The sequence below is a fragment of the Enterococcus sp. DIV1937 genome (assembly GCF_050535975.1).
In the GTDB taxonomy this organism is placed as follows: domain Bacteria; phylum Bacillota; class Bacilli; order Lactobacillales; family Enterococcaceae; genus Enterococcus; species Enterococcus faecalis.
The window spans coordinates 2,202,185-2,223,006 of sequence record NZ_CP172909.1 but is presented as its reverse complement, the minus strand read 5'-3'; the positions used below and the strand labels follow the sequence as shown (position 1 = coordinate 2,223,006).

The following is a 20,822-nucleotide window of genomic DNA, read 5'->3' as shown; positions in this document are numbered from 1 at the left end:
TCGTTTCTGTGAGAAAATGTCGCAGTTCAAGCTTTTCCGTACTTCTTTTTCAGTTTCTTTTTTTCAGCGGATGCATCACTTTAAATAGGACATAAGGATTTCAATTAGACTGATAGAGCAAGATGAAGTATAATAGATACAAGTAAAAATTGATTGGAGTTTTCGCACGTGCAGGGTATTTTTATCACATTTGAAGGTCCAGATGGCGCTGGTAAAACCAGTGTTTTGAAGGAAGTTTCTGAAAGATTAGCTAAAGAGTCAAAACGAAAAATTGTCACTACAAGAGAACCAGGCGGCATACCGATTGCCGAAAAGATTCGAACAGTTATTTTAGATCCAAGAAATGACAGAATGGATGAGCGAACAGAAGCTTTACTTTACGCAGCTGCTCGTCGTCAACATTTAGTGGAAAAAATCTTGCCAGCTTTGGAAGCAGGTCATTTAGTCCTATGTGATCGTTTTGTTGACAGCTCATTAGCCTACCAAGGCGCTGGGCGTAGAATTGGGATTGCCCCCATTGCTTCAATTAATGCGTTTGCGACAGAAGGTGTCTCACCAGATTTTACAATTTATTTAGACGTTGACTCAGATACTGGCTTACGGCGGATTCAAGAAAATCGAACACAGCAAATTGATCGCTTAGATTCAGAAGGATTAGAATTTCATCAACGTGTTCGTCATGAATATTTGAAATTAGCAGAAGAAAATCCACAACGTATCAAAAAGATTGATGCACGGATGAGTTTAGAACTTGTCGTAGAAGCAACGTATCAGGCGATTATTGAACGTTATCCAGAAAACTTTTAATTATAGGAAGGTGTAGACCATGAAGATTATTTTAGCCATTGTACAAGACAAAGATAGTAACCGATTAGCCAATGAATTTATTGATGCCAATATTCGTGCTACAAAATTATCCTCAACAGGTGGGTTCTTAAAAGCGGGAAACAGCACATTTATTATTGGGATTGATGATGAACGTGTCGACGAAACATTAGCTTTAATTAAAGAAACATGTCAATCAAGAAAACAATATGTTTCAACACCTGTGACTTTAGATATCACAATGGATGGCCAAATTCCTTATCCTGTGGAAGTTGAAGTAGGCGGCGCTACTTGCTTCGTCTTACCAGTTGAAGGATTCCATCAATATTAAGATGAATGAAGCACAACAGCTACAGCAAATGCAACCTTTGCTGTACAAGCAACTCCAAAAAAGTTTTGAGCATGGTCGTCTTGCCCATGCTTATCTTTTTGAAGGAGATACAGGAACTGGAAAACAAGAATTTGGCTTATGGATGGCGAAACATGTCTTTTGTACGAATTTAGTAAATCAACAGCCTTGTAACGAATGCCATAATTGTGTGCGGATTAATGAAAATGAACATCCAGATGTTTTAAGAATTGCGCCAGATGGGCAAACCATCAAAGTGAACCAAATCCGTGAATTAAAAGCGGAGTTTTCTAAAAGTGGGGTCGAGACTGCTAAAAAAGTTTTCTTAATTCAAGAAGCAGATAAAATGAGTACCGGCGCAGCCAATAGTCTCTTAAAATTTTTAGAAGAACCAGAAGGACAAATTTTAGCTATTTTAGAAACCACTTCGCTTTCTCGAATTTTACCAACGATTCAATCACGATGCCAAACCTTACATTTTCAACCATTAGTCAAAAAAACATTAATTGATCGCTTAATCAAACAGGGGATTGGTGAAAAGACTGCAACCCTTTTAGCTGAGCTGACAAATAGTTTTGAGAAAGCAGTTGAAATCTCTCAAGATGAATGGTTTAATGAAGCTAGGGAAATCATTTTGCAATGGTTTAATTATCTAAAAAGTAATGATTTACAGGCATTTATCTACGTTCAGAAGAAAATGGTCAAAGTATTTAAGGAAAAAGAACAACAAGCGCTTAGCTTTGACTTGCTCATGGTTTATTACCGTCAATTATTGGAAGAAAGTGTTGCGACACAGCAAGCCAAAAAAGTAACGGAAGAGCAGGCGGAACGGTTGGCGCTAATTTTGAAAGCACGCCAAAAATGGACTGCCAATGTTAGTTGGCAAAATGTTTGTGAACAATTAGTTATCCAAATGATTCACCCTAAATCATAAAGGAAAAAAGTGCCAAGTGGCATTCAGTTTCATAATATAGTAGGAACTTAATTGTTTCAGCAAGTTCCTTAACCGATTGAAGCGACGTTCACTTGAACTAGATTAGGAGGAATAAAATGGTAGAAGTAGTAGGAGTTCGCTTCCGTGAAGCCGGTCATATCTATTATTTTGCTCCTGGAAAATCTGAGTATATTTATAATGAGAAAGTACTCGTTGAATCTCAACAGTCAAAACAATTAGCTACTGTTGCTATTCCTAAAAAAACAGTCGATTCAGACGATTTACCAGAGGACCTAAAACCCATTTTAAATAAAGCAACAGCCAATGATTTAGAAAAAGAACAAAAAAATTTGGCTGATGCAGAAGCTGCCAAAAGCATTGCCAATGAAAAAATTCGAGCTCATGACTTAAAAATGAAATTAGTGCGAGTAGAATATACCTTCGATCGTAGCAAAATGATTTTTTACTTTACGGCAGATGGGCGAATTGATTTTCGTGAATTAGTCAAAGACTTAGCGGCTATTTTCCGGACGCGAATTGAGTTACGTCAAATTGGTGTCCGAGATGAAGCGAAAATATTAGGTGGCATTGGCCCTTGTGGCAGACAACTATGTTGCTCAACATTTCTAGGAGATTTTATGCCAGTTTCAATCAAAATGGCTAAAGATCAAGGGTTATCTTTAAATCCTGTCAAAATTTCGGGATTATGTGGCCGCTTAATGTGTTGTTTGAAATACGAAAACGACGAATATGAAGCCGCTAAAAAAGAATTACCAGATTATGGAAAAGAAGTAATAACACCAGATGGCAAAGGCAAAGTCGTCGGGTTGAATCTATTAAGTCGGATTGTCAAAGTTCGTCTGCATGGTCGTGAAATCGCAGCGGATTATGATTACGAAGAAATCAAAGAAGCTACTGCGAAAGTTGCTGCTGAAAAAGGTGATCAAAATGGATAAACGTTCGCTCTATGATGGATTAAATTCGTTGGAAACTGATTTAGACAGTTCAGTGACACAATTAAGAGAAATTAAAGCAGCACTCCATGAGTTGGTAGAAAAAAATACCACGTTGGAAATCGAAAACCAACGCTTACGGGAGCATCTCCAAGAACTGAATAAGTTAGCAGGAAATACAACTGAAACTGAAAAACAAGAGCTATCAAAATCACGTATGAATTTGGAAAAACTTTATGAAGAGGGCTTCCATGTCTGCAATATTTTATATGGTTCAAGACGTGAAAATGATGAAGAATGTGCCTTTTGTCTTGATGTTATTTATGGGGAACGTACGCGTTAAGTCTAGTGGAACACTGCAAATAAAAAGGAAAGGTTTGGTTTGACAGTCAATCGATTGTCAAATCAAACCTTTATCTATTTATAGAACGAAAAAGGAAAATGAGGGATGCGCTATGCAAAAACAAAAAAGTTTTGATAAGCAAACAACAAAAGGAAAATTGTATCTTGTCCCAACACCGATCGGCAATTTAGAAGATATGAGTATTCGTTGTTTAAACATATTGAAAGAAGCAACGGTGATTGCTAGTGAGGACACAAGAAACACACAAAAATTGCTAAATCATTTTGAGATTACAACACCACAAATTAGTTTACACGAACATAATTACAAAGAGCGAATTCCTCAACTGATTACACGATTGCTGAATGGTGAAACGATTGCCCAAGTTAGCGATGCAGGTATGCCTTCAATTAGTGATCCTGGTCATGAATTGGTTACAGCATGTCTTGAAGAAGAACTGGCAGTGATTGCCTTGCCAGGACCTACGGCAGGAATGACCGCCTTGATTGCCTCGGGTCTTTTACCACAGCCATTTACGTTTTATGGTTTTTTACCAAGAAAGAAAAAAGAACAGAAAGACGTGTTATCAGCATTAAAAGAAGAACGGCCGACACAGATTTTTTATGAGTCCCCCTATCGGATTGCTAAAACGGTAGCAACGTTTGCTGAAGTCTATGGTCAAGAACGCCCCGCTGTGATTTGTCGGGAATTAACGAAACTTCATGAAGAGTATTTGCGTGGTACCTTAGGAGAACTAACAGAATATTTAGCAGAAAATACGCTAAAAGGCGAGTGTTGTTTATTAGTTAGCGGGTTTACTGGTGAGAAAGAGACAATAGCAGCAATGCCAGCTATTTCCCTCAAGGAACATGTGCAAGTTTTAATGGAGGAAGAGGGACGGAGTTCAAAAGAGGCAATCAAAGAAGTGGCCAAATTGAGAAATGTAAAAAAACAAGAAGTATATAAAGAATATCATTCCATTTAAAAAAGGAGAGAAACATGAGTAATTTATTGCGAGCAGAAGGCGTGTCTTATCAAGTAAATGGTCGTAGCATTCTTTCTGATATTGATTTGTCATTTGAAACAGGCAGCAATACAACAATTGTTGGTCCTTCAGGTAGCGGGAAAAGTACATTTTTAAAAATTTTATCTTCATTATTAAGTCCTACAGAAGGCGAAATTTTTTATCAAGAAGCGCCAATTACTACAATACCAATCGAAACATACCGCCAAAAGGTTTCTTATTGTTTTCAGCAGCCAACTTTATTTGGTGAAACCGTGTATGATAATTTATTATTTCCATTTACCGTCAGACAAGAAGCGTTTAATCAGGAAAAAGTCGTGGCATTGCTCCAACAAGTGAAATTGCCCGCTGCTTATCTTGAAAAGAAAATAGCCGAACTCTCTGGTGGTGAGCGACAACGGGTTGCTTTGCTACGAAACATTATTTTTGTACCAGATGTTTTATTATTAGACGAAGTTACAACGGGATTAGATGAAGAAAGCAAACAGATTGTCAATCAATTGTTAAACCAATTAAACAAAGAGCAAGGAGTCACGCTGGTTCGTGTCACGCATGATACCGAAGAAATTCAGCAAGCACAGCAAGTGATTCGTATTGTAGCAGGAAAGGTGGCGCCGACAGATGGATTTAGCAGTTAATAATTTGTCCTTATTTTTTTCAGCCATGCTAGTGGTGGTCGCATTAATTATTAGTACTAAAGAAAAATTAGGTTTTACCAAAGATATTATTATTAGTGTGATTCGAGCAGTCATTCAATTAGTCGCAGTCGGCTATTTATTAAAATATGTTTTTCAAGTCAATAACCTGATTTTAACGCTCATCATGGTTTTGGTGATTGTTTCCAACGCAGCCTTTAATGCAAAAAAACGCAGCCAGCAATTACAAAAGGGCTTTTTGATTTCTTTCATTGCAATTGGTTGTAGTACAGGAATTACCATTGGTATTTTGATTTTTTCTGGTTCTATTAAATTTATTCCTTCTCAAATCATTCCTATCAGTGGGATGATTGCCAGCAATTCGATGGTGGCAATTGGTTTATGCTATCGCAATTTAGATACTCTTTTTCAAAACCAACGGCAAGCGGTAATGGAGAAACTAGCGTTAGGTGCAACTATCAAACTCGCCTCTTTACCAATCATCCAACAAAGTGTGAAAACCGGGATGGCACCGACGATTGATTCTGCCAAAACTGTCGGAATTGTTAGTTTGCCTGGGATGATGTCAGGCTTAATTTTTGCGGGCGTTGATCCGGTCCATGCGATAAAATATCAGATTATGGTGACCTTTATGTTGCTATCAGCAACAAGTATTGGTTCAGTAATTGCAACTTATCTTGCCTATAAAGGCTACTATAATCAACAAAAACAATTGGTTGTTTAATTAAAAAGCTGGAAATCTGTGTTTATAACTTCACGGATTTTCAGCTTTTTCTGGTTGAAATAAAGAAGTTTCAATTTGAAAAAGAACGGACGTTCGTATATAATGGAGGGAGGAGGCGAATCAAAATGATGAGCGAATTACGTTTTCCCTTAAAAAAAGATACGTCGAGAAAAATTATACATATAGATATGGATGCGTTTTTTGCTTCAGTTGAAGAACGAGATCATCCAGAGCTAGTAGGACATCCGTTAGTTATTGCGCGCCATCCAAGTGATACTGGGGGCAAAGGAGTGGTGACCACAGCGAATTATATTGCTCGACAGTACGGTATTCACTCGGCTATGAGTGCTCAAAAGGCGTATGAACTATGTCCAAGTGCCATTTTTAAGCCAGGTAATTATCAGAAATATAGTGAAATTTCTCAAGAAATCCGTGAAATTTTTCGCCGCTATACAGATGTGATTGAACCAGTATCTATTGACGAAGCGTATTTAGATGTAACTGAAAATAAGGTCAACAGTAAGTCGGCTATTAAAATTGCGAAAATGATCCAATATGATATTTGGCATGAATTGCAGTTAACTTGCTCGGCAGGTGTTAGTTACAATAAGTTTTTAGCCAAGTTAGCATCAGATTTCCAGAAACCAAAGGGCCTGACGGTTGTCTTACCAGAAGAGGCCGAAGATTTTTTGAAAGCATTACCGATTGAAGATTTCCACGGAATCGGGAAAAAAACAGTGCCCAAAATGCATGAACTAGGGATTTTTACTGGAGCAGATTTATACAAGCAAGATGAGATGACGTTGATTCGGTTATTCGGTAAAATGGGTTATTCATTGTATCGTAAAGTCCGTGGTATCCATGATGCGCCAGTTCAAGTGACTAGAGATCGTAAGTCGGTAGGCAAGGAACATACTTACGGCACCCCTTTAACGACGGAAGAGCAGGTTACGGCTCAATTGAGACAATTAGCAGCAGGTGTTGAGCGTGCATTGCAACGAGTGCAAAAACATGGCAAAACAGTAGTCCTGAAAGTTCGTTATACTGACTATACGACGATTACGAAACGTGTGACATTACCTGAATATATTTCTAAAAAAGAAGAACTTTTCTATCAAGCGAATTTAATTTGGGAAGATATTTTAGGTTTAGAACAAGGAATCCGTTTATTAGGCATTACTTTAACGAATTTAGATCCACTAGCGTATGAAAACATTGTTTTACCTTTATGGGAAAAAAGTTAGCCCTTTAGACACATCCTCAAGAGATGGCTAAAGGGCTAACTTTTTTAAATTGATTTTTTGATTTGTTCATAAGACGTTTCGGCGTCATGACATTTTTCCCAAATAACAGCTTTGCCAGCAGCAAGTGATTTGGGTACATCAATAATCCGTTGATTACTACTGCCACGAAATTGTAAATTTAAATTACGTTTTGCCAGTTCAAAGCGCCCATCAACTAAAATGTCAATTGAATGGAGTAGTTCAAGCTTATCAGGCGTTTCTAAAAGTAGTTCTTCAAAGGTATACCCAGACCAAGACCAGATATCTTTGGCTGAGCCAAATGTTTCCCGCACACGTTTGACCACACTAAGACAAACATCTGTATTCAGAAAAGGTTCACCACCCAAAAGAGTCAAACCTTGGACATAGTCATGGGACAAATCTTCAATAATTTGATTCATTAAAGATTCTGTAAACGGCGTACCGTAATTGAAATTTTGGACAGCTTTGTTAAAACAACCTTCACAAGCAAAGAGACAGCCACTCACATATAAACTATTGCGTACACCTTCGCCATCAACAAAGTTGAACGCTTTGTAATCGGCAATCTTTTTTTGGCTGTAGTCTTCGGTTTTCCATTCTTGTGGTTTCGGATTACGCATCAGCAAAACTTCTTTCTATAGAATAATCGAGTTTAATTTTTTAAATGTTTCACACGAGAGGAAATTTCTTTGTGACGACCATGTACCATTGGGCGAGCTTGCGGGTTACCTAAATAACCACAAGTCCGTTTAACGACATCACAAGTCTTAGGATCATGATTGCCACATTCTGGACATTCAAAGCCACGTTCAGTTGGATGGAAGTCCCCTTCAAAACCACAGGCATAACAATGATCAATTGGCGTATTGGTTCCTAAATAGCCAACTTTGTCATAAGCGTAATCCCAGACAGCTTCAAGTGCTTTGGGATTTTGCTGTAACATGGGGTATTCACAGTAGTGGATAAAACCACCAGAACAGTATTTTGGATAATCTTTTTCAAAATCAAGTTTTTCAAAAGGCGTTGGATTTTTGCGTACATCATAATGGAAACTATTTGTGTAATATTCTTTATCTGTAATATTTTCGACGATGCCAAATTTTTCAGTATCTAAACGGCAAAAACGGTCAGTCAAGCTTTCGCTCGGTGTAGAGTAGACACTAAAATGATAGCCGTATTCGTTGCCCCAGTTGTCGGCATTTTTTTTCAGTTCTTTTAAAATATCCAGTGTAAAGTTTTTGGCCTCTTGATTGTCCTCCCAAGCACCGCCGTAAAAGGCAGAAGCCACTTCATACAAGCCAATATAGCCAAGTGAAACCGTGGCACGTTTGTTTTTAAACAGTTCATCTACGGCATCCTGTGTAGCTAAACGTTTTCCAAATGCACCATACATGTATAAAATCGGTGCATTCGCTGGTTTAGCTTCTTTAACACGTTCAACCCGATAAACCAAAGCATCTTTAACGATCGCTAAACGTTCATTTAAAATTTGCCAGAACTTTTCTTGACTTCCTTGCGCTTCTAAAGCGATTCTTGGTAAGTTCAAGGTCACAACGCCTAAATTCATTCGGCCAACATTTACTTCTTCACCTTGTTCGTCTTTCCAGCCTTGTAAAAAGGAACGACAGCCCATTGGTACCTTAAAACTACCTGTTAGTTCAACGATTTTATCATAGTTTAAAACATCAGGATACATGCGTTTCGTTGCGCATTCCAGTGCCAGCTGTTTAATATCGTAGTTTGGATCAGTAGGTTGCGCATTGACGCCTCGTTTAATTGTGAAAATTAGTTTTGGGAAAATAGCTGTTCGTTTTTCAATCCCTAAACCATTAATTCGGATTTGTAAAATCGCCCGTTGAATTTCTCGCTCAAACCAGTTGGTACCTAAACCAAATCCCAGAGAAGTAAAAGGGGTTTGTCCATTGGAAGTAAATAAGGTATTAATTTCATACTCAAGACTTTGCATGGCATCAAAAATATCTTTTTTCGTTTTCTTCTGAGCGAATGCTTTTTGGCGTTCTTCTCCTTCAATCCATTCTTGCGCATCTGCTAAATGTTTTTCATAATTACGTTCCGCAAAAGGCGCTAATAATTCATCAATCCGATCGGCAGAGCAACCACCATATTGACTGGAAGCTACATTGGCAATAATTTGAGAAATTTGTGCAGTGGCCGTTTGAATTGATTTTGGTGATTCGACATCAGCGTTCCCAATTTTAAAGCCATTGTTTAGCATGCCTTTAAAATCAATTAAACAGCAGTTTGTCATGGGCGTATATGGATGATAATCTAAATCGTGGTAATGAATGTCGCCTTTTTGATGGGCATTAGCCACGTGTGAAGGCAACATCTTTAAACCAATTGATTTTCCAACAATCCCAGCGGTTAGATCACGTTGCGTATTAAAAACGTCACTGTCTTTGTTGGCATTTTCGTTCACGACAGTCTGATCTTTATTAATTAATTTGCCGATAGATACATTAATATCAGTCGCTTTACTACGCTCAAAATCACGTTGGGTTCTGTAATGAATGTATTCTTCGGCTAAGGCATATTCGTTGTTGGATAGCAGAGTATGTTCCACAATATTTTGAATTTCATAAATTTTTACGTTATTGGTAAAACGTTCGGCAATTTCTCGATTGACATCGGCAACAATCGATTGGACTTTTTGATGTGTCAAAGGAGTGACTTGGTCATGTATTTTTTGTTCAGCTTTGATCAAAGCATCGTATATTTTTTGATCATCGAAAGTCACTAAACGACCATCCCGTTTGACGACTTTAATTGTTGAGAGATTAACATCCTCGGCTTTTTCATCAGTAATCTTCATCATTTTATCCAGCTCCTTATATCTCGTTAGTAACTATCCTAATACAAAGGTCGGCTAAATTCAATCGATATATTGCGTATTTTTAGTAAAATATCACTAGACAAACACTATATATTGTGCTTGTGCTGTTTTGAAAAAATATGAAAACAAATGAAGAAAAGGATTGAGCAAATTTTTTTGCGTGAAAAAAATTCTTTGTCCAAATTAAAAAACAGCAAAGATTTTTTTGCCAAATTGCTAAAAGCAACACTAAAAAATAACAATTATTAAATAATAATTGTTTGCGGATTTATTCACGAAATGCCAATTATTCTTTGACTACCGAACGATATTGTAAGATAAAACGATGTTCATTCAGATTTTTTCTTGGTAAAATAAGAGTAATAACAAAACGTTGGAGCGAGAAAAATGAAAAAAATTGTAGAAGTAAACCATGTCAGCAAGACATATGGTCGTTTAAATAATAAAACAGAAGTATTAGATAATATTTCGTTTACCGTTGATGAAGGCGAATTTGTGGGGATTATGGGTCCCAGCGGTGCTGGGAAATCGACACTGTTGAATGTCTTATCCTCGATTATTTTGCCAACCGCAGGAATCGTGCGCATCGCCGGACAAGATATTTTAAAAATGCGAGATAATCAATTAAGTGATTTTCGAAGAAACGAAATGGGGTTTATTTTTCAATCGTTTAACCTAATTGATACGTTAAATGTGAAGGACAATATTCTGTTGCCTTTAGCTGTAGAAAAAGTTTCATTAGAAGAAATGGATAAACGTTTGTTACATGTGACTTCGATTTTGGGGATTCAGGAGCTTTTATCTGCTTATCCACCAGAGATATCTGTGGGACAAAAACAACGGGTAGCAGCTGCTCGTGCTTTGATTACGAACCCTAAAATTATTTTTGCAGATGAACCAACTGGCTCGCTGGATTCAAAATCAGCAACAGAATTGTTGAAATATTTAGCTGAAATTAATCTGCATGATGATGCCACAATTTTGATGGTGACACATGACCCGTACACGGCCAGTTTTTGCAATCGCATCTTATTCATTAAAGACGGTGCGATTTTCTCAGAAGTTGTTCGTCAAGGATCACGTAAGGAATTTTTTAATCGTGTGATAGATATGCAAGCAACGATTGGTGGAGGCGGGCGCGCAAATGATTTTTAAACTATCATTAAAAAATTTAAAAGCTCATGTACCTAATTATCTGGTTTATTACATTAGTATGACTTTTGCAGCGGTCGTTTATTATTGTTTCCGTGCGATTGCTTACAACCAGCCTCTTGTCGCAGGTGCAGGCCGTGATATCGAAATTAAGCGATCTTTAGGACTCGGTAGTACCTTAGTCACCATTATTATTTTGGGCTTTATGTTGGCAGCAAATCGTTTTTTTATAGGAAAACGTAGCCAAGAAATTGGCTTGTATCGATTAATTGGCTTGAGAAAGAGCCAAGTTTCACTAATTTTTTTAGTAGAAAATTTAGTTTTAGGCTTTGTTTCACTAATTAATGGAATTATTTTAGGAGTGATTTTCACCAAGTTGTTTTCAATGATTTTAGCCAAAGTTATGTTTTTAGAAGTCCCCAGTTTCTTCTATATTTCTTGGCGTTCCGTTATTGAAACCGGTGTAGCTTTTGCATTTATGATTTTGATTGTCTGCTTAAGAAGTATTTGGATGATTTATCGTTATCCATTGTCGCAGCTTATGCACCAAGAAAAAATTGGTCAAATTAATTATAGTCGTTTAACGAAACGGCGGCAGTTTCTAGGTATTTTAGGACCTATTTGTTTACTGGCTGGTTATTTTATTGCGTTTGATTTTCGGAATTTAGCGACAGGTATTGTGTATAAACAATTAAATGATTCATTGGATATCTCGATTCCGATGATTATTACATTGACGCCTTTTATCATTTTGGGTCTATGTGTGGTGGGAACTTATTTATTTTTCCGTTATACCATGTATTTTATCATTCGCTTATTTAATCATAGAAAAAAATGGTATTACCAAGATTTACGTATGATTACTTTAGGCAATGCCAAACGCTACTTATTTAAAAGTAGCAAAACACTCACTGGTTTGACCTTGTTAATTGCGACAGCCTTGAGTGGGATCGGCGTGATGGTTTTTGTGTATACGATTAGTATGCACACGGTCAACAGTGATGGCCCCGTGGACTTTTTAGTTTCACAGGAAAGCTATCCTAAATTGAAGAAAGTTCTCGATGAAGCGAAGGACACCAAAATAAAAAATGAAGTGACACTTTCTTATAAAATTACTGGAATTGAACGCAGTTTGCGAATTGGTCAAGCGCAAGAGGAACAAGAAACGATTGAAGCAGTTAATGTTTTATCCTTCTCAAATTACCGCAACTATCAAAAAATTAATCCTTATTTAAACGATTTACATTTAAAAAATGACCAAAGTGTTATCTATATGGATAGCTTTACCAATATTTTAAGTGGTATGTCTCGTTATGAATCGAAACTGCAATTTGTTGAAGGAGAGAAGGCACAACTGCAACAAGTGCTGCCTAACTATCTAGGCAATTTTTTATTGCAATATTCCTTACCAACGATTGTCGTTTCCGATGCCCTTTATCAGAAAGTGACAAAAAATTCCATTCAGTATCAGATTAACGCCGTAAATGTTGACACGAAAAGCCGTGAAAAACTTTATGAAGCCGTAAATAAACAGATTGCCACAGAATGGCAAGCGCCAATTTTGTATAAGTATGAAAAAAATAACCAGCAGTTGAGTGGTTTTGCCAAACAAATGCCTAACGAAGAGGCAAAGAATACGCAAGATGATGTCACCGAAACTTGGCGGCTAAATATGAATGATCGCTACGCCTCTTTACGCTATGAACGAAAAATTAACGGCTTGACTTTATATGTCTCCATGTTTGTGGCAATTTTAGCGTTGTTTATTACGGGCAGTATTTTGATGTTACGACAACTGTTTTCAGCTGTAAGTGAGCGTCAAGATTACGTGACTTTAAAACGGATGGGTGTTTCTAGTAAAGCGATAACTAAGCAAATTTATCGACAGAATAGTTTGATTTTCTTTCCGCCGATGGTCATTGGGATTTTGCATACCACCTTTGCCATTTATTTGCTAAGCCAATTTATTAAGAGTCCAGGATATTTGTTAGTATATCTTTCTTGTGGAATCTTAATAATTGTTTATCTAATTTTTTATATTTTAACGTCTGCCATTTATGCGCGGATGATTCGACACATCCATTTTTAAAAAACTGTAAAAGCCGTTGTGAAGCGGTTTTTACAGTTTCTTTATGCGAAAAAATTATGAGAGTTCCGTTTATGAAAATCATGAAAATTTAAGAAGTGACGAAATTGTTAGTTTTTTTATTAAATTGTAAGAAATTTCAATGGACTTTGCTGAAATATAGCATAAAATAATGGATAGCGATTAACCTTAGGAGGTGAATGATAATGAAAACAACTTTTCAGAAAATTCTCAATAACGAAAGTCTTAAATTCATCGGTAAAACGTTATTTTATTCTTTCATTGTCATTGCATTAATTTATCTTTATCATTACAAGAATATCAATGGAGGAACCTTCATTTATAACGAGTTTTAAGGAGGCGGCTATACATGGAAAAAGTAATTAATATGATTCAAACGATTGATGAATGGGCACGTAAAGAACCCCAACGTCCTGTTTATTTAACCGAAGAAAAAGTCTCTACGTATGGAGAGTTAAAAGAAAAGTCAGACAATCTAGCCGCTTATTTAGCTGAGCTGAAAACGGACAAGTCAGCGATTGTCGTATATGGAGAATTAGATTTTGAAATGATTGTGAGTTTTTTAGGCGCATCGAAAGCTGGTTTTAGCTATATCCCCATTGATGCACATACACCAAAAGAACGCATTGAACTAATTCTAAACGTAGCCAAACCAACCGCAGTGATTGCTGTGCATGAATGGCCTGAGTTAGCCACCGAAGTGCCAGTAATTACGGCGGAAGAATTAACAGAAATGATGATGCATGCACCTCGACATGCGCCTGCGTTGACGCCTGTCACAGGAGCAAGTAATTACTATATCATTTTCACTTCAGGGACAACTGGCGTACCAAAGGGTGTGCAAATCAGTCATGATAATTTAGTTAGCTTTACGAATTGGTTGTTGCAAGATTTTGGTTTAGAAGAAGGGGCCCGCTTTTTAGCACAGGCACCTTATTCGTTTGATTTATCGGTGATGTCTATTTATCCCGCATTGGCGTTAGGCGGCTCATTAACTCCGTTACCCAATGAAATCATTAACGATTTTAAACAATTATTTACGCGTTTGCCACAATTAACAATCGACGTCTGGGTTTCAACACCGTCCTTTATTGAATTGTGTCTAATGGAACCAAGCTTCGATGGTGAACATCTACCAGCACTGCGCACGTTTTTATTCTGTGGAGAAGAATTACCAAAACCAACAGCTGAGAAATTAGCCGCTCGTTTCCCAACTGCGCATATTTATAATACGTATGGGCCGACAGAAGCGACTGTAGCGATTAGTGCCATTGAAATCACTCAAGAAGTTTTAAAAAGTGTTCAACGTTTACCAATCGGGTATGTGAAAGAGGATACGCAAATTTATATTATGGAAGGCATGTCAAAATTACCTGCAGGTGAAATTGGTGAAATCGTCATTGCTGGACCAAGTGTTTCCAAAGGCTATCTAAATAATCCTGCGAAAACAGCTGAAGCTTTTTTCCAATTAGATGGCGTACCAGCTTATCGCACAGGCGATGCTGGAAAGTTAGTCGATAACCTATTGCAGTATGAGGGACGCTTAGATTTTCAAATTAAATTGCATGGCTACCGCATTGAGTTAGAAGAAGTGGATCATCACTTAACGAATGTTTCCTACGTGAAACAAGCAGTCGTTGTGCCGAAATATCAAGGAAATAAAGTCCAACAATTAATTGCCTATGTCGTTCCGCAAGCACATGAATTTTCAAGTGATTTTCAATTAACTAAGGCAATTAAACAAGAATTAGCCACGTTGACAATGGACTACATGATTCCGCAAAAATTTGTATATGTTGAACAATTACCTTTGACAAGTAATGGCAAAATTGATCGGAAAGGGTTGATGAATGAGGTGAATGCCACATGATGAATTTTCCTCATATGATTCCCTATAATGCACCGTATTACTTTGTTCTGCTAATTGCGGCCTTGTTGCCGATGATTTTAACTTTAGCCATTAAAGGGACACGTTGGCCTTGGTATCAAACGCTCGTGACACTGGTCTTTCTATATATCAGTTTTGGTGGCGAATTTTGGCAACAAGGAGTCGCTCTGATTGTATATGTTATTTATCAGACGTTACTAACGTGGGGCTATGCGGCTTATCGAAAAAATAAAAATGCAGGTTGGGTCTTTTATCTGGCTGTCTTTTTAGCTATATTACCGCTTGTTTGGGTGAAAGTTTCTCCCTTCATGACAGGCAAAACAACCTTACTTGGCTTTTTAGGGATTTCTTATTTAACCTTTAAAGCGGTCCAAGTGGTCATGGATTTACGGGATGGCGTAATGAAAGAATATCATCCGTTTCGTTACATTCAGTTTCTCTTGTTTTTCCCGACTATTTCTTCAGGACCCATCGATCGTTATCGGCGCTTTGAAAAAGATTTGAAAAACCCGCCGAGTGCGGAGAAATATTTAGACTTTTTAGAAAAAGGAATTTTTTATTTATTTCTAGGATTTTTATATAAGTTTATTATCAGTCATTATCTTGGTGGTGTCTTTTTACCACATGTGGAAAAAATGGCCTTGGCACAAGGTGGTTTATCTTGGTGGACAGTCGGCTATATGTATAATTACAGTTTGTATCTATTCTTTGATTTCGCAGGCTATAGTTTACTGGCCGTTGGCACAAGTTATTTAATGGGCTATGATACACCAATGAACTTTAACAAACCGTTCCTAAGTTGGAATATTAAAGAATTCTGGAATCGTTGGCACATGACCTTATCTTTTTGGTTCCGTGATTACATTTACATGCGCTTAATGTTTTTCTTAATGAAAAAGAAAGTCTTTAAAAGTCGGATTGTGACTTCTAATATTGGTTACTTTGCGTTGTTCTTAATCATGGGCATTTGGCATGGATTAACGTGGTTCTACATCGCTTATGGGCTCTACCATGCAACACTAATTTGTGTAACAGATGCTTGGCTACGTTTTAAGAAAAAACATAAAGACAAGATACCATCAAACAAATTTACACATGCATTTGCAGTCTTTTTAACTTTCCAAGCGGTTTGTGTCAGCTTCCTGATTTTCTCAGGATTTTTAGACAAACTATGGTTTAAATAAATAAAAATAAAAATAAAAATATAAAGGGGCAATTTATAATGAACATTCAAGAAACAGTATTAAACATTTTAGAAGATATTACAGGAACAGACGAAGTTGTGAACAATCAAGACATTCAATTATTTGAAGAAGGATTATTGGACTCTTTAGCGACGGTTCAATTATTAGTAGAAATTGAAGGACAATTAGGAATCCAAGTTCCTGTATCAGACTTTGACCGTGAAGTATGGGGAACACCAAAACAAATCATTCAACAAGTGGAAGCTTTACAATAATGTCTAGAAAAAAACGACTAATCAGAATCTTAGGTCCAGTGCTTTGTTCAGCGGTCTTGGTTGCAGTGTTCTTTTTTGCACCGTTCAGAATCAATTTAACTTCCGAAAAAACGTTGAAGGAAGCATCAACGTCAATGGCACCGAACGTTTTAAAAGGCAATGTGATTAAAAACAAAGCAGTGGCTTCTGGTAAATATGTTCCTTTTTTTGGCTCTTCTGAATTAAGTCGATTTAGTGCTTTCCACCCTAGTGTGCTCTCTGAAAAGTATCAACGGAACTACCGACCGTTTTTACTAGGAGAAGCGGGCACACAGTCATTAACCCAAGCAATGGTCATTCATTCGATGGGCGATGCGATTGCCAATAAGAAAGCGGTCTTTATTTTATCTCCGCAATGGTTTGTCAAAAAGGGTGTACCTAATGATAGTTTTGGTGCACACTATTCACAATTACAAACCTATCAATGGTTAGCTAATTTAACCGAATTAACCAGCGGTGACCAATATCTAGCACAACGTTTGACCAAATTTCCAGTTGTTCAAAAAGACAAAGTCTTAATGGAAACTTTGGCAAATCTGCAGGCAGGGCAACTTCCCCAACGCTCTCAACGAGATTATTTTATAATGAATCTCCGTTTCTTGAATCGTGAAGATGAATTGTTTAGCCAAATTGGCATGGTTAGCAGAGAACCAATTGTTGAAAAAGATATGAAACAATTACCTGCTACTTATAATTTTAATGAATTAGATCAGCTAGCTGGAAAAATTGCGGCAAAAGCCATTAATAATAATAAATTTGAAATTAGTAACGGTTTTTATCGCCAACGGATTAAACCAGTTTTACCGAAATTAGCTCATTCACAAAAGAAATGGGATTATCGTTTTTCTCCAGAATATGGTGATTTCCAAGCTGCGTTAGAACAGTTAGCAGAAAAAAATGTCGATGTTTTATTTGTAATCCCACCTGTTAACAAACGTTGGTCGGACTATACGGGCTTGTCACAAGATATGTTGCAACAAGTAGCACGCAAGCTGAAATATCAACTTCAAGAGCAAGGCTTTACTAACATTGCTGACTTCTCAACATGTAGTAATGAACGCTACTTTATGGCGGACACGATTCATTTAGGTTGGCGTGGTTGGCTCGCTGTTGATCGTCAAGTAGATGAATTTATGAAACAACCTGCGTCTAAAAAGTTAGCGTATCAAATTGATGATCGTTTTTATCAGACAGATTGGCAACAACAAAATCCATTGGTCTTACCTCAATTTTAAGAAGGCAAGATGGATCAAGTACCAATTATCTGAAGCGGACTAGAAGCGCTTCGTAACAATGAAAATAGCCTGTACCTGCCGTTGAATAACGAGCGTGCAGGCTGTTTTTTCGTTTATTTTTAGTGGAGAACGTTGCTCAATTTATTTTTTGTAAGTATTTTTTTAGTTCGTGGTATAATGGATAAAATTGGTTTTTGAGGGGAGTTATTTTTATGGATGCAAAAGAAGAAAAAATGTTAATTGATTTAACAAGTGCTAAAGGGATTTCTGGGAATGAAGACGAAGTACGTTCGTTATTTAAAAAGTATGCAGCACCGTATGCGGATAAATTTTTATATGATGGCCTTGGCAGTATTATTGCAAAAAATGTTGGTGATAAAGAAGGACCAAAAGTCTACATTTCTGGGCATATGGATGAAGTCGGTTTCATGGTTACCCAAATCACAGAAAAAGGCTTTTTAAAATTTCAAACCGTTGGTGGTTGGTGGGGGCAAGTGATGTTGGCCCAACAAGTTCAGATTAAAACCACGACTGGTAAGGTTTACCATGGTGTCATTGGGTCTAAACCACCGCATGTGTTAACAGCGGAAGTTCGTAACAAACCCTATGAGATTGCAGATATGTTTATTGATATTGGTGCAAGTAGCGATCAACAAGTTGCAGAATGGGGGATTCATCCAGGGGATATGGTGACACCATATATTGACTATCGTCGCATGAATGATACAAAATTTTTATTGGCAAAAGCGTGGGATAACCGAATTGGTACGGCCGTTTCATTAAAAGTTTTAGAAAATTTAGCGACAGAAGGGCACCCCAATATTTTATTTGCAGGCAGTGATGTGCAAGAAGAAGTGGGGCTACGCGGTGCGCAAACAAGTACGCATCTTGTGAATCCAGACATAGCGTTTGCTTTAGACACAGGAACAGCTGGTGACACACCAGGAATGACACCTAAAGAAGCCGACTCTGTTTTAGGTGAAGGACCACAAATTTTGATTTATGATGCATCGATGATTCCGCATAAAAAATTACGTGATTTTGTTATTCAAGTGGCGGAAGAAAATAACATTCCCTTCCAATATACAGTGATTACAGGGGGAGGTACGGATGCTGGCCGCATGCATTTAACACGCAATGGGATTCCATCATTAGCCATCACGGTGCCTGTTAGATATCTGCATTCACATACCTCAGTTATTCATGAAGATGATTATTTCAACACAGTCAAATTAGTCACAGAAGTGGTGAAACGTCTAGATAAAGAAACAGTCGCTAAATTGACTAGTTATTAGTTTCAGAAAGGATGGAATGAATGAAAAGTTTAGTAACAAATTCGCAACATCGTGCCAATGCTCGCAGAGCCCTTGATGGGCAATGGGGGATCATGGCTTGGTTAACTTTCTTAGGAGTGGTTTTACAGAGCTTCTTAACATCGATTGTGCAAAATTTATTTTCTGGTGAAAATCAAGTTTTTCAAAGTAGTTTTGCCGCAGTATTACTGCAAATTTTTGTTTTATTCGCGTTAAGTTATGCGCTATATTACGCAGCCTTGAAGGTGTTGCGTGGTGAAAAGGTGCGGGTCAATATTTTAATGAGTGTTTTTCAAGGAAAATATTATGGTCCGCTATTTGTGGTCAACCTACTTCAAAAAGTACTTGAACGTGTAATTGGTTTGTTATTTTTGTTACCAATTTTATTTGGGGCAGGGACAACCTTGTATTTCAAATTGATGTTTAATACAGTTACACCAGAGGAAATCCAAGCCTTTTTCTTAAATGATTTTTCCTTTTTCCTAGCGTTTGGCGTTGCCTCTATCTTGATCTTTTTAATTGGCTTATTTGTGAGTGGCGTTTTTCAATTTGCTGTGTGGCTACGTTTTGATAATCCAGAACTGCCAATTATGATGGCATTGAAACAGGCGTTATATTTAATGAAAAATCGTTTTTGGCAATATTTATGTTTACAATTTTCTTTTATTGGTTGGTATATTGTGGGCTTTTTAGCTATTGGTATCGGTCTATTATGGGTGATTCCTTATAACTATGTAGCGTTAGCTAGTTTTTATCAAACTGCCTTAGAAGAAAAAGGTTTAGCCGAAGAATAAAAAAGAAGCTTGAATCCTTCGTTATCTCGACAAAGGGTTCAGGTTTTTTCTTTGGTCTTTTTGTGAAAATTTAAGCGTTTTAACCTCGTTTTTCCGTTATTTTATGGTAACATGGAAGTATCGTATTGAAGGAGGTTGTCCACACATGAAATTGACTGTCTTAGGCTGTTTAGGTGCTTATCCATACAAAGGAGAAGGAACGAGTTCCTATTTGTTAGAATCTGAAGGCTTTCATTTGCTTATTGATGCAGGCAGTACGACATTAGTGCGTTTAGAAAACTATCTAGATCCATTGAAATTAGATGCTGTCATTCTGTCGCATTACCATCATGACCATATCGCAGATTTAGGCGTTTTACAATATTATCGTCAGCTTTATCCAACGCTGGAACCGACGCCTATTTTGCCAATATATGGCCATACACAAGATCAAATGCATTTCAAAGAACTAACGCTTCCTAACGTTTCCGAAGGGAAAGAGTATTTTGAAGCAGAAGAGTTGGCAGTAGGACCATTTTTAATTACTTTCATGGAAACGATTCATCCTGTCACTTGTTACGCGATGCGGATTGTTGAAAAAGCGACTGGCAAAGTCTTTGTCTTTACAGGAGACTCTGGTTACTTAGCAAGTTTTGAAGACTTTGCAAAAGACGCCGATTTATTCTTAGCGGATACGTACTTATTTGAAGGTAATGAACGACATCATGCACATTTTACGTCAAGAGAAGCAGGTGAAATTGCCAAAGCAGCACAAGTCAAACAATTGATGTTGACCCATTTACCACAGCATGGGTCATTGGAACAACTACGGGAAGAAGCGCAAAACTATGCTGGAACGGAAATTCCAGTGACATTAGCCCAACCAGATTTAACAGTTGAGATTTAAAAAAGTAACTATACCAAGGGAG

At 37.3% G+C, this 20,822-nt stretch carries 21 protein-coding genes; 19 read left to right on the top strand and 2 right to left on the bottom strand.

Annotation, left to right across the window (positions count from 1 at the left end; translation table 11 throughout):
- Positions 1–168 precede the first annotated feature (168 nt).
- From tmk to dinB, 9 genes are all read left to right on the top strand, one after another.
- Positions 169–807 carry a dTMP kinase gene (gene tmk, locus IGL13_RS10575; protein ID WP_002356366.1) on the top strand — a complete coding sequence of 213 codons (639 nt, stop codon included), beginning with the start codon at positions 169–171 and terminating at the stop codon, positions 805–807.
- A 19-nt stretch (positions 808–826) separates the two neighbouring features.
- A complete protein-coding gene (locus IGL13_RS10570) occupies positions 827–1,156 on the top strand; it encodes a cyclic-di-AMP receptor (RefSeq protein ID WP_002356367.1) in 330 nt (109 codons plus the stop codon).
- A gap of 1 nt (position 1,157) precedes the next feature.
- On the top strand, positions 1,158–2,108 hold the full coding sequence (gene holB, locus IGL13_RS10565) for a DNA polymerase III subunit delta' (RefSeq protein ID WP_002384059.1): 951 nt from the start codon (positions 1,158–1,160) through the stop codon (positions 2,106–2,108).
- A gap of 116 nt (positions 2,109–2,224) precedes the next feature.
- The gene (locus tag IGL13_RS10560; RefSeq protein WP_002356371.1) at positions 2,225–3,064 is read left to right on the top strand and encodes a PSP1 domain-containing protein; all 840 of its coding nucleotides are present in this window, start codon (positions 2,225–2,227) and stop codon (positions 3,062–3,064) included.
- Positions 3,057–3,404, top strand: coding sequence for a DNA replication initiation control protein YabA (locus IGL13_RS10555; RefSeq protein ID WP_002356372.1), 348 nt, complete (start codon positions 3,057–3,059; stop codon positions 3,402–3,404). Before IGL13_RS10560 ends, IGL13_RS10555 begins: the two co-directional genes overlap by 8 nt.
- 112 nt (positions 3,405–3,516) lie before the next feature.
- Positions 3,517–4,389: a 16S rRNA (cytidine(1402)-2'-O)-methyltransferase gene (gene rsmI, locus IGL13_RS10550; RefSeq protein ID WP_002359438.1), complete on the top strand. Its 873-nt coding sequence runs from the start codon at positions 3,517–3,519 to the stop codon at positions 4,387–4,389.
- 14 nt (positions 4,390–4,403) lie between these two features.
- Entirely contained in the window at positions 4,404–5,066 is a 663-nt protein-coding gene (locus IGL13_RS10545; protein ID WP_002378641.1) for an ABC transporter ATP-binding protein, read from the top strand.
- Positions 5,050–5,808, top strand: a complete 759-nt coding sequence (locus IGL13_RS10540; RefSeq protein WP_002356377.1) for an ABC transporter permease — start codon at positions 5,050–5,052, stop codon at positions 5,806–5,808. Before IGL13_RS10545 ends, IGL13_RS10540 begins: the two co-directional genes overlap by 17 nt.
- A 128-nt stretch (positions 5,809–5,936) precedes the next feature.
- A complete protein-coding gene (gene dinB / locus IGL13_RS10535; protein WP_023894966.1) occupies positions 5,937–7,052 on the top strand; it encodes a DNA polymerase IV in 1,116 nt (371 codons plus the stop codon).
- A 44-nt stretch (positions 7,053–7,096) separates the two neighbouring features.
- Here dinB and nrdG read toward each other — a convergent pair whose 3' ends face one another.
- Entirely contained in the window at positions 7,097–7,693 is a 597-nt protein-coding gene (gene nrdG, locus IGL13_RS10530; protein ID WP_002356379.1) for an anaerobic ribonucleoside-triphosphate reductase activating protein, read from the bottom strand.
- A gap of 32 nt (positions 7,694–7,725) precedes the next feature.
- Entirely contained in the window at positions 7,726–9,909 is a 2,184-nt protein-coding gene (gene nrdD / locus IGL13_RS10525) for an anaerobic ribonucleoside-triphosphate reductase (RefSeq protein WP_002382497.1), read from the bottom strand.
- Between the two features lie 405 nt (positions 9,910–10,314).
- On the opposite strand from nrdD, the gene IGL13_RS10520 reads away from it, so the two are divergent.
- The 10 genes from IGL13_RS10520 (at position 10,315) to IGL13_RS10475 (ending at position 20,800) form a co-directional block, all read left to right on the top strand.
- Positions 10,315–11,082 (top strand): ABC transporter ATP-binding protein, encoded by a 768-nt coding sequence (locus tag IGL13_RS10520; RefSeq protein WP_002356382.1) that lies wholly within the window; start codon positions 10,315–10,317, stop codon positions 11,080–11,082.
- Complete coding sequence (locus IGL13_RS10515) at positions 11,072–13,168, top strand: ABC transporter permease (RefSeq protein ID WP_002392853.1); 2,097 nt, start codon at positions 11,072–11,074, stop codon at positions 13,166–13,168. Before IGL13_RS10520 ends, IGL13_RS10515 begins: the two co-directional genes overlap by 11 nt.
- A gap of 203 nt (positions 13,169–13,371) precedes the next feature.
- Positions 13,372–13,521: a teichoic acid D-Ala incorporation-associated protein DltX gene (locus IGL13_RS10510; RefSeq protein WP_002356384.1), complete on the top strand. Its 150-nt coding sequence runs from the start codon at positions 13,372–13,374 to the stop codon at positions 13,519–13,521.
- Between the two features lie 14 nt (positions 13,522–13,535).
- Positions 13,536–15,056: a D-alanine--poly(phosphoribitol) ligase subunit DltA gene (gene dltA, locus IGL13_RS10505; protein ID WP_002368807.1), complete on the top strand. Its 1,521-nt coding sequence runs from the start codon at positions 13,536–13,538 to the stop codon at positions 15,054–15,056.
- A complete protein-coding gene (dltB, locus tag IGL13_RS10500; protein ID WP_002382500.1) occupies positions 15,053–16,258 on the top strand; it encodes a D-alanyl-lipoteichoic acid biosynthesis protein DltB in 1,206 nt (401 codons plus the stop codon). The genes dltA and dltB overlap by 4 nt, the downstream gene beginning before the upstream one ends.
- A 38-nt stretch (positions 16,259–16,296) precedes the next feature.
- Positions 16,297–16,533: a D-alanine--poly(phosphoribitol) ligase subunit DltC gene (dltC, locus tag IGL13_RS10495; RefSeq protein ID WP_002356389.1), complete on the top strand. Its 237-nt coding sequence runs from the start codon at positions 16,297–16,299 to the stop codon at positions 16,531–16,533.
- Positions 16,533–17,807 carry a D-alanyl-lipoteichoic acid biosynthesis protein DltD gene (gene dltD, locus IGL13_RS10490; RefSeq protein ID WP_002356390.1) on the top strand — a complete coding sequence of 425 codons (1,275 nt, stop codon included), beginning with the start codon at positions 16,533–16,535 and terminating at the stop codon, positions 17,805–17,807. The genes dltC and dltD overlap by 1 nt, the downstream gene beginning before the upstream one ends.
- 212 nt (positions 17,808–18,019) lie before the next feature.
- Complete coding sequence (locus tag IGL13_RS10485; RefSeq protein WP_002378640.1) at positions 18,020–19,102, top strand: M42 family metallopeptidase; 1,083 nt, start codon at positions 18,020–18,022, stop codon at positions 19,100–19,102.
- A gap of 20 nt (positions 19,103–19,122) precedes the next feature.
- On the top strand, positions 19,123–19,914 hold the full coding sequence (locus tag IGL13_RS10480; protein WP_002356392.1) for a DUF975 family protein: 792 nt from the start codon (positions 19,123–19,125) through the stop codon (positions 19,912–19,914).
- 145 nt (positions 19,915–20,059) lie between these two features.
- Entirely contained in the window at positions 20,060–20,800 is a 741-nt protein-coding gene (locus IGL13_RS10475; RefSeq protein ID WP_002356393.1) for an MBL fold metallo-hydrolase, read from the top strand.
- Positions 20,801–20,822: the final 22 nt, after the last annotated feature.

Excerpts from the sequence above, each read along its gene's own strand:
- IGL13_RS10570 (WP_002356367.1), top strand. The coding sequence starts at position 827 with ATGAAGATTATTTTAGCCATTGTACAAGACAAAGATAGTAACCGATTA.
- holB (WP_002384059.1), top strand. The coding sequence starts at position 1,158 with ATGAATGAAGCACAACAGCTACAGCAAATGCAACCTTTGCTGTACAAG.
- IGL13_RS10560 (WP_002356371.1), top strand. The coding sequence starts at position 2,225 with ATGGTAGAAGTAGTAGGAGTTCGCTTCCGTGAAGCCGGTCATATCTAT.
- IGL13_RS10555 (WP_002356372.1), top strand. The coding sequence starts at position 3,057 with ATGGATAAACGTTCGCTCTATGATGGATTAAATTCGTTGGAAACTGAT.
- rsmI (WP_002359438.1), top strand. The coding sequence starts at position 3,517 with ATGCAAAAACAAAAAAGTTTTGATAAGCAAACAACAAAAGGAAAATTG.
- IGL13_RS10545 (WP_002378641.1), top strand. The coding sequence starts at position 4,404 with ATGAGTAATTTATTGCGAGCAGAAGGCGTGTCTTATCAAGTAAATGGT.
- IGL13_RS10540 (WP_002356377.1), top strand. The coding sequence starts at position 5,050 with ATGGATTTAGCAGTTAATAATTTGTCCTTATTTTTTTCAGCCATGCTA.
- dinB (WP_023894966.1), top strand. The coding sequence starts at position 5,937 with ATGAGCGAATTACGTTTTCCCTTAAAAAAAGATACGTCGAGAAAAATT.
- nrdG (WP_002356379.1), bottom strand. The coding sequence starts at position 7,693 with ATGCGTAATCCGAAACCACAAGAATGGAAAACCGAAGACTACAGCCAA.
- nrdD (WP_002382497.1), bottom strand. The coding sequence starts at position 9,909 with ATGATGAAGATTACTGATGAAAAAGCCGAGGATGTTAATCTCTCAACA.
- IGL13_RS10520 (WP_002356382.1), top strand. The coding sequence starts at position 10,315 with ATGAAAAAAATTGTAGAAGTAAACCATGTCAGCAAGACATATGGTCGT.
- IGL13_RS10515 (WP_002392853.1), top strand. The coding sequence starts at position 11,072 with ATGATTTTTAAACTATCATTAAAAAATTTAAAAGCTCATGTACCTAAT.
- IGL13_RS10510 (WP_002356384.1), top strand. The coding sequence starts at position 13,372 with ATGAAAACAACTTTTCAGAAAATTCTCAATAACGAAAGTCTTAAATTC.
- dltA (WP_002368807.1), top strand. The coding sequence starts at position 13,536 with ATGGAAAAAGTAATTAATATGATTCAAACGATTGATGAATGGGCACGT.
- dltB (WP_002382500.1), top strand. The coding sequence starts at position 15,053 with ATGATGAATTTTCCTCATATGATTCCCTATAATGCACCGTATTACTTT.
- dltC (WP_002356389.1), top strand. The coding sequence starts at position 16,297 with ATGAACATTCAAGAAACAGTATTAAACATTTTAGAAGATATTACAGGA.
- dltD (WP_002356390.1), top strand. The coding sequence starts at position 16,533 with ATGTCTAGAAAAAAACGACTAATCAGAATCTTAGGTCCAGTGCTTTGT.
- IGL13_RS10485 (WP_002378640.1), top strand. The coding sequence starts at position 18,020 with ATGGATGCAAAAGAAGAAAAAATGTTAATTGATTTAACAAGTGCTAAA.
- IGL13_RS10480 (WP_002356392.1), top strand. The coding sequence starts at position 19,123 with ATGAAAAGTTTAGTAACAAATTCGCAACATCGTGCCAATGCTCGCAGA.
- IGL13_RS10475 (WP_002356393.1), top strand. The coding sequence starts at position 20,060 with ATGAAATTGACTGTCTTAGGCTGTTTAGGTGCTTATCCATACAAAGGA.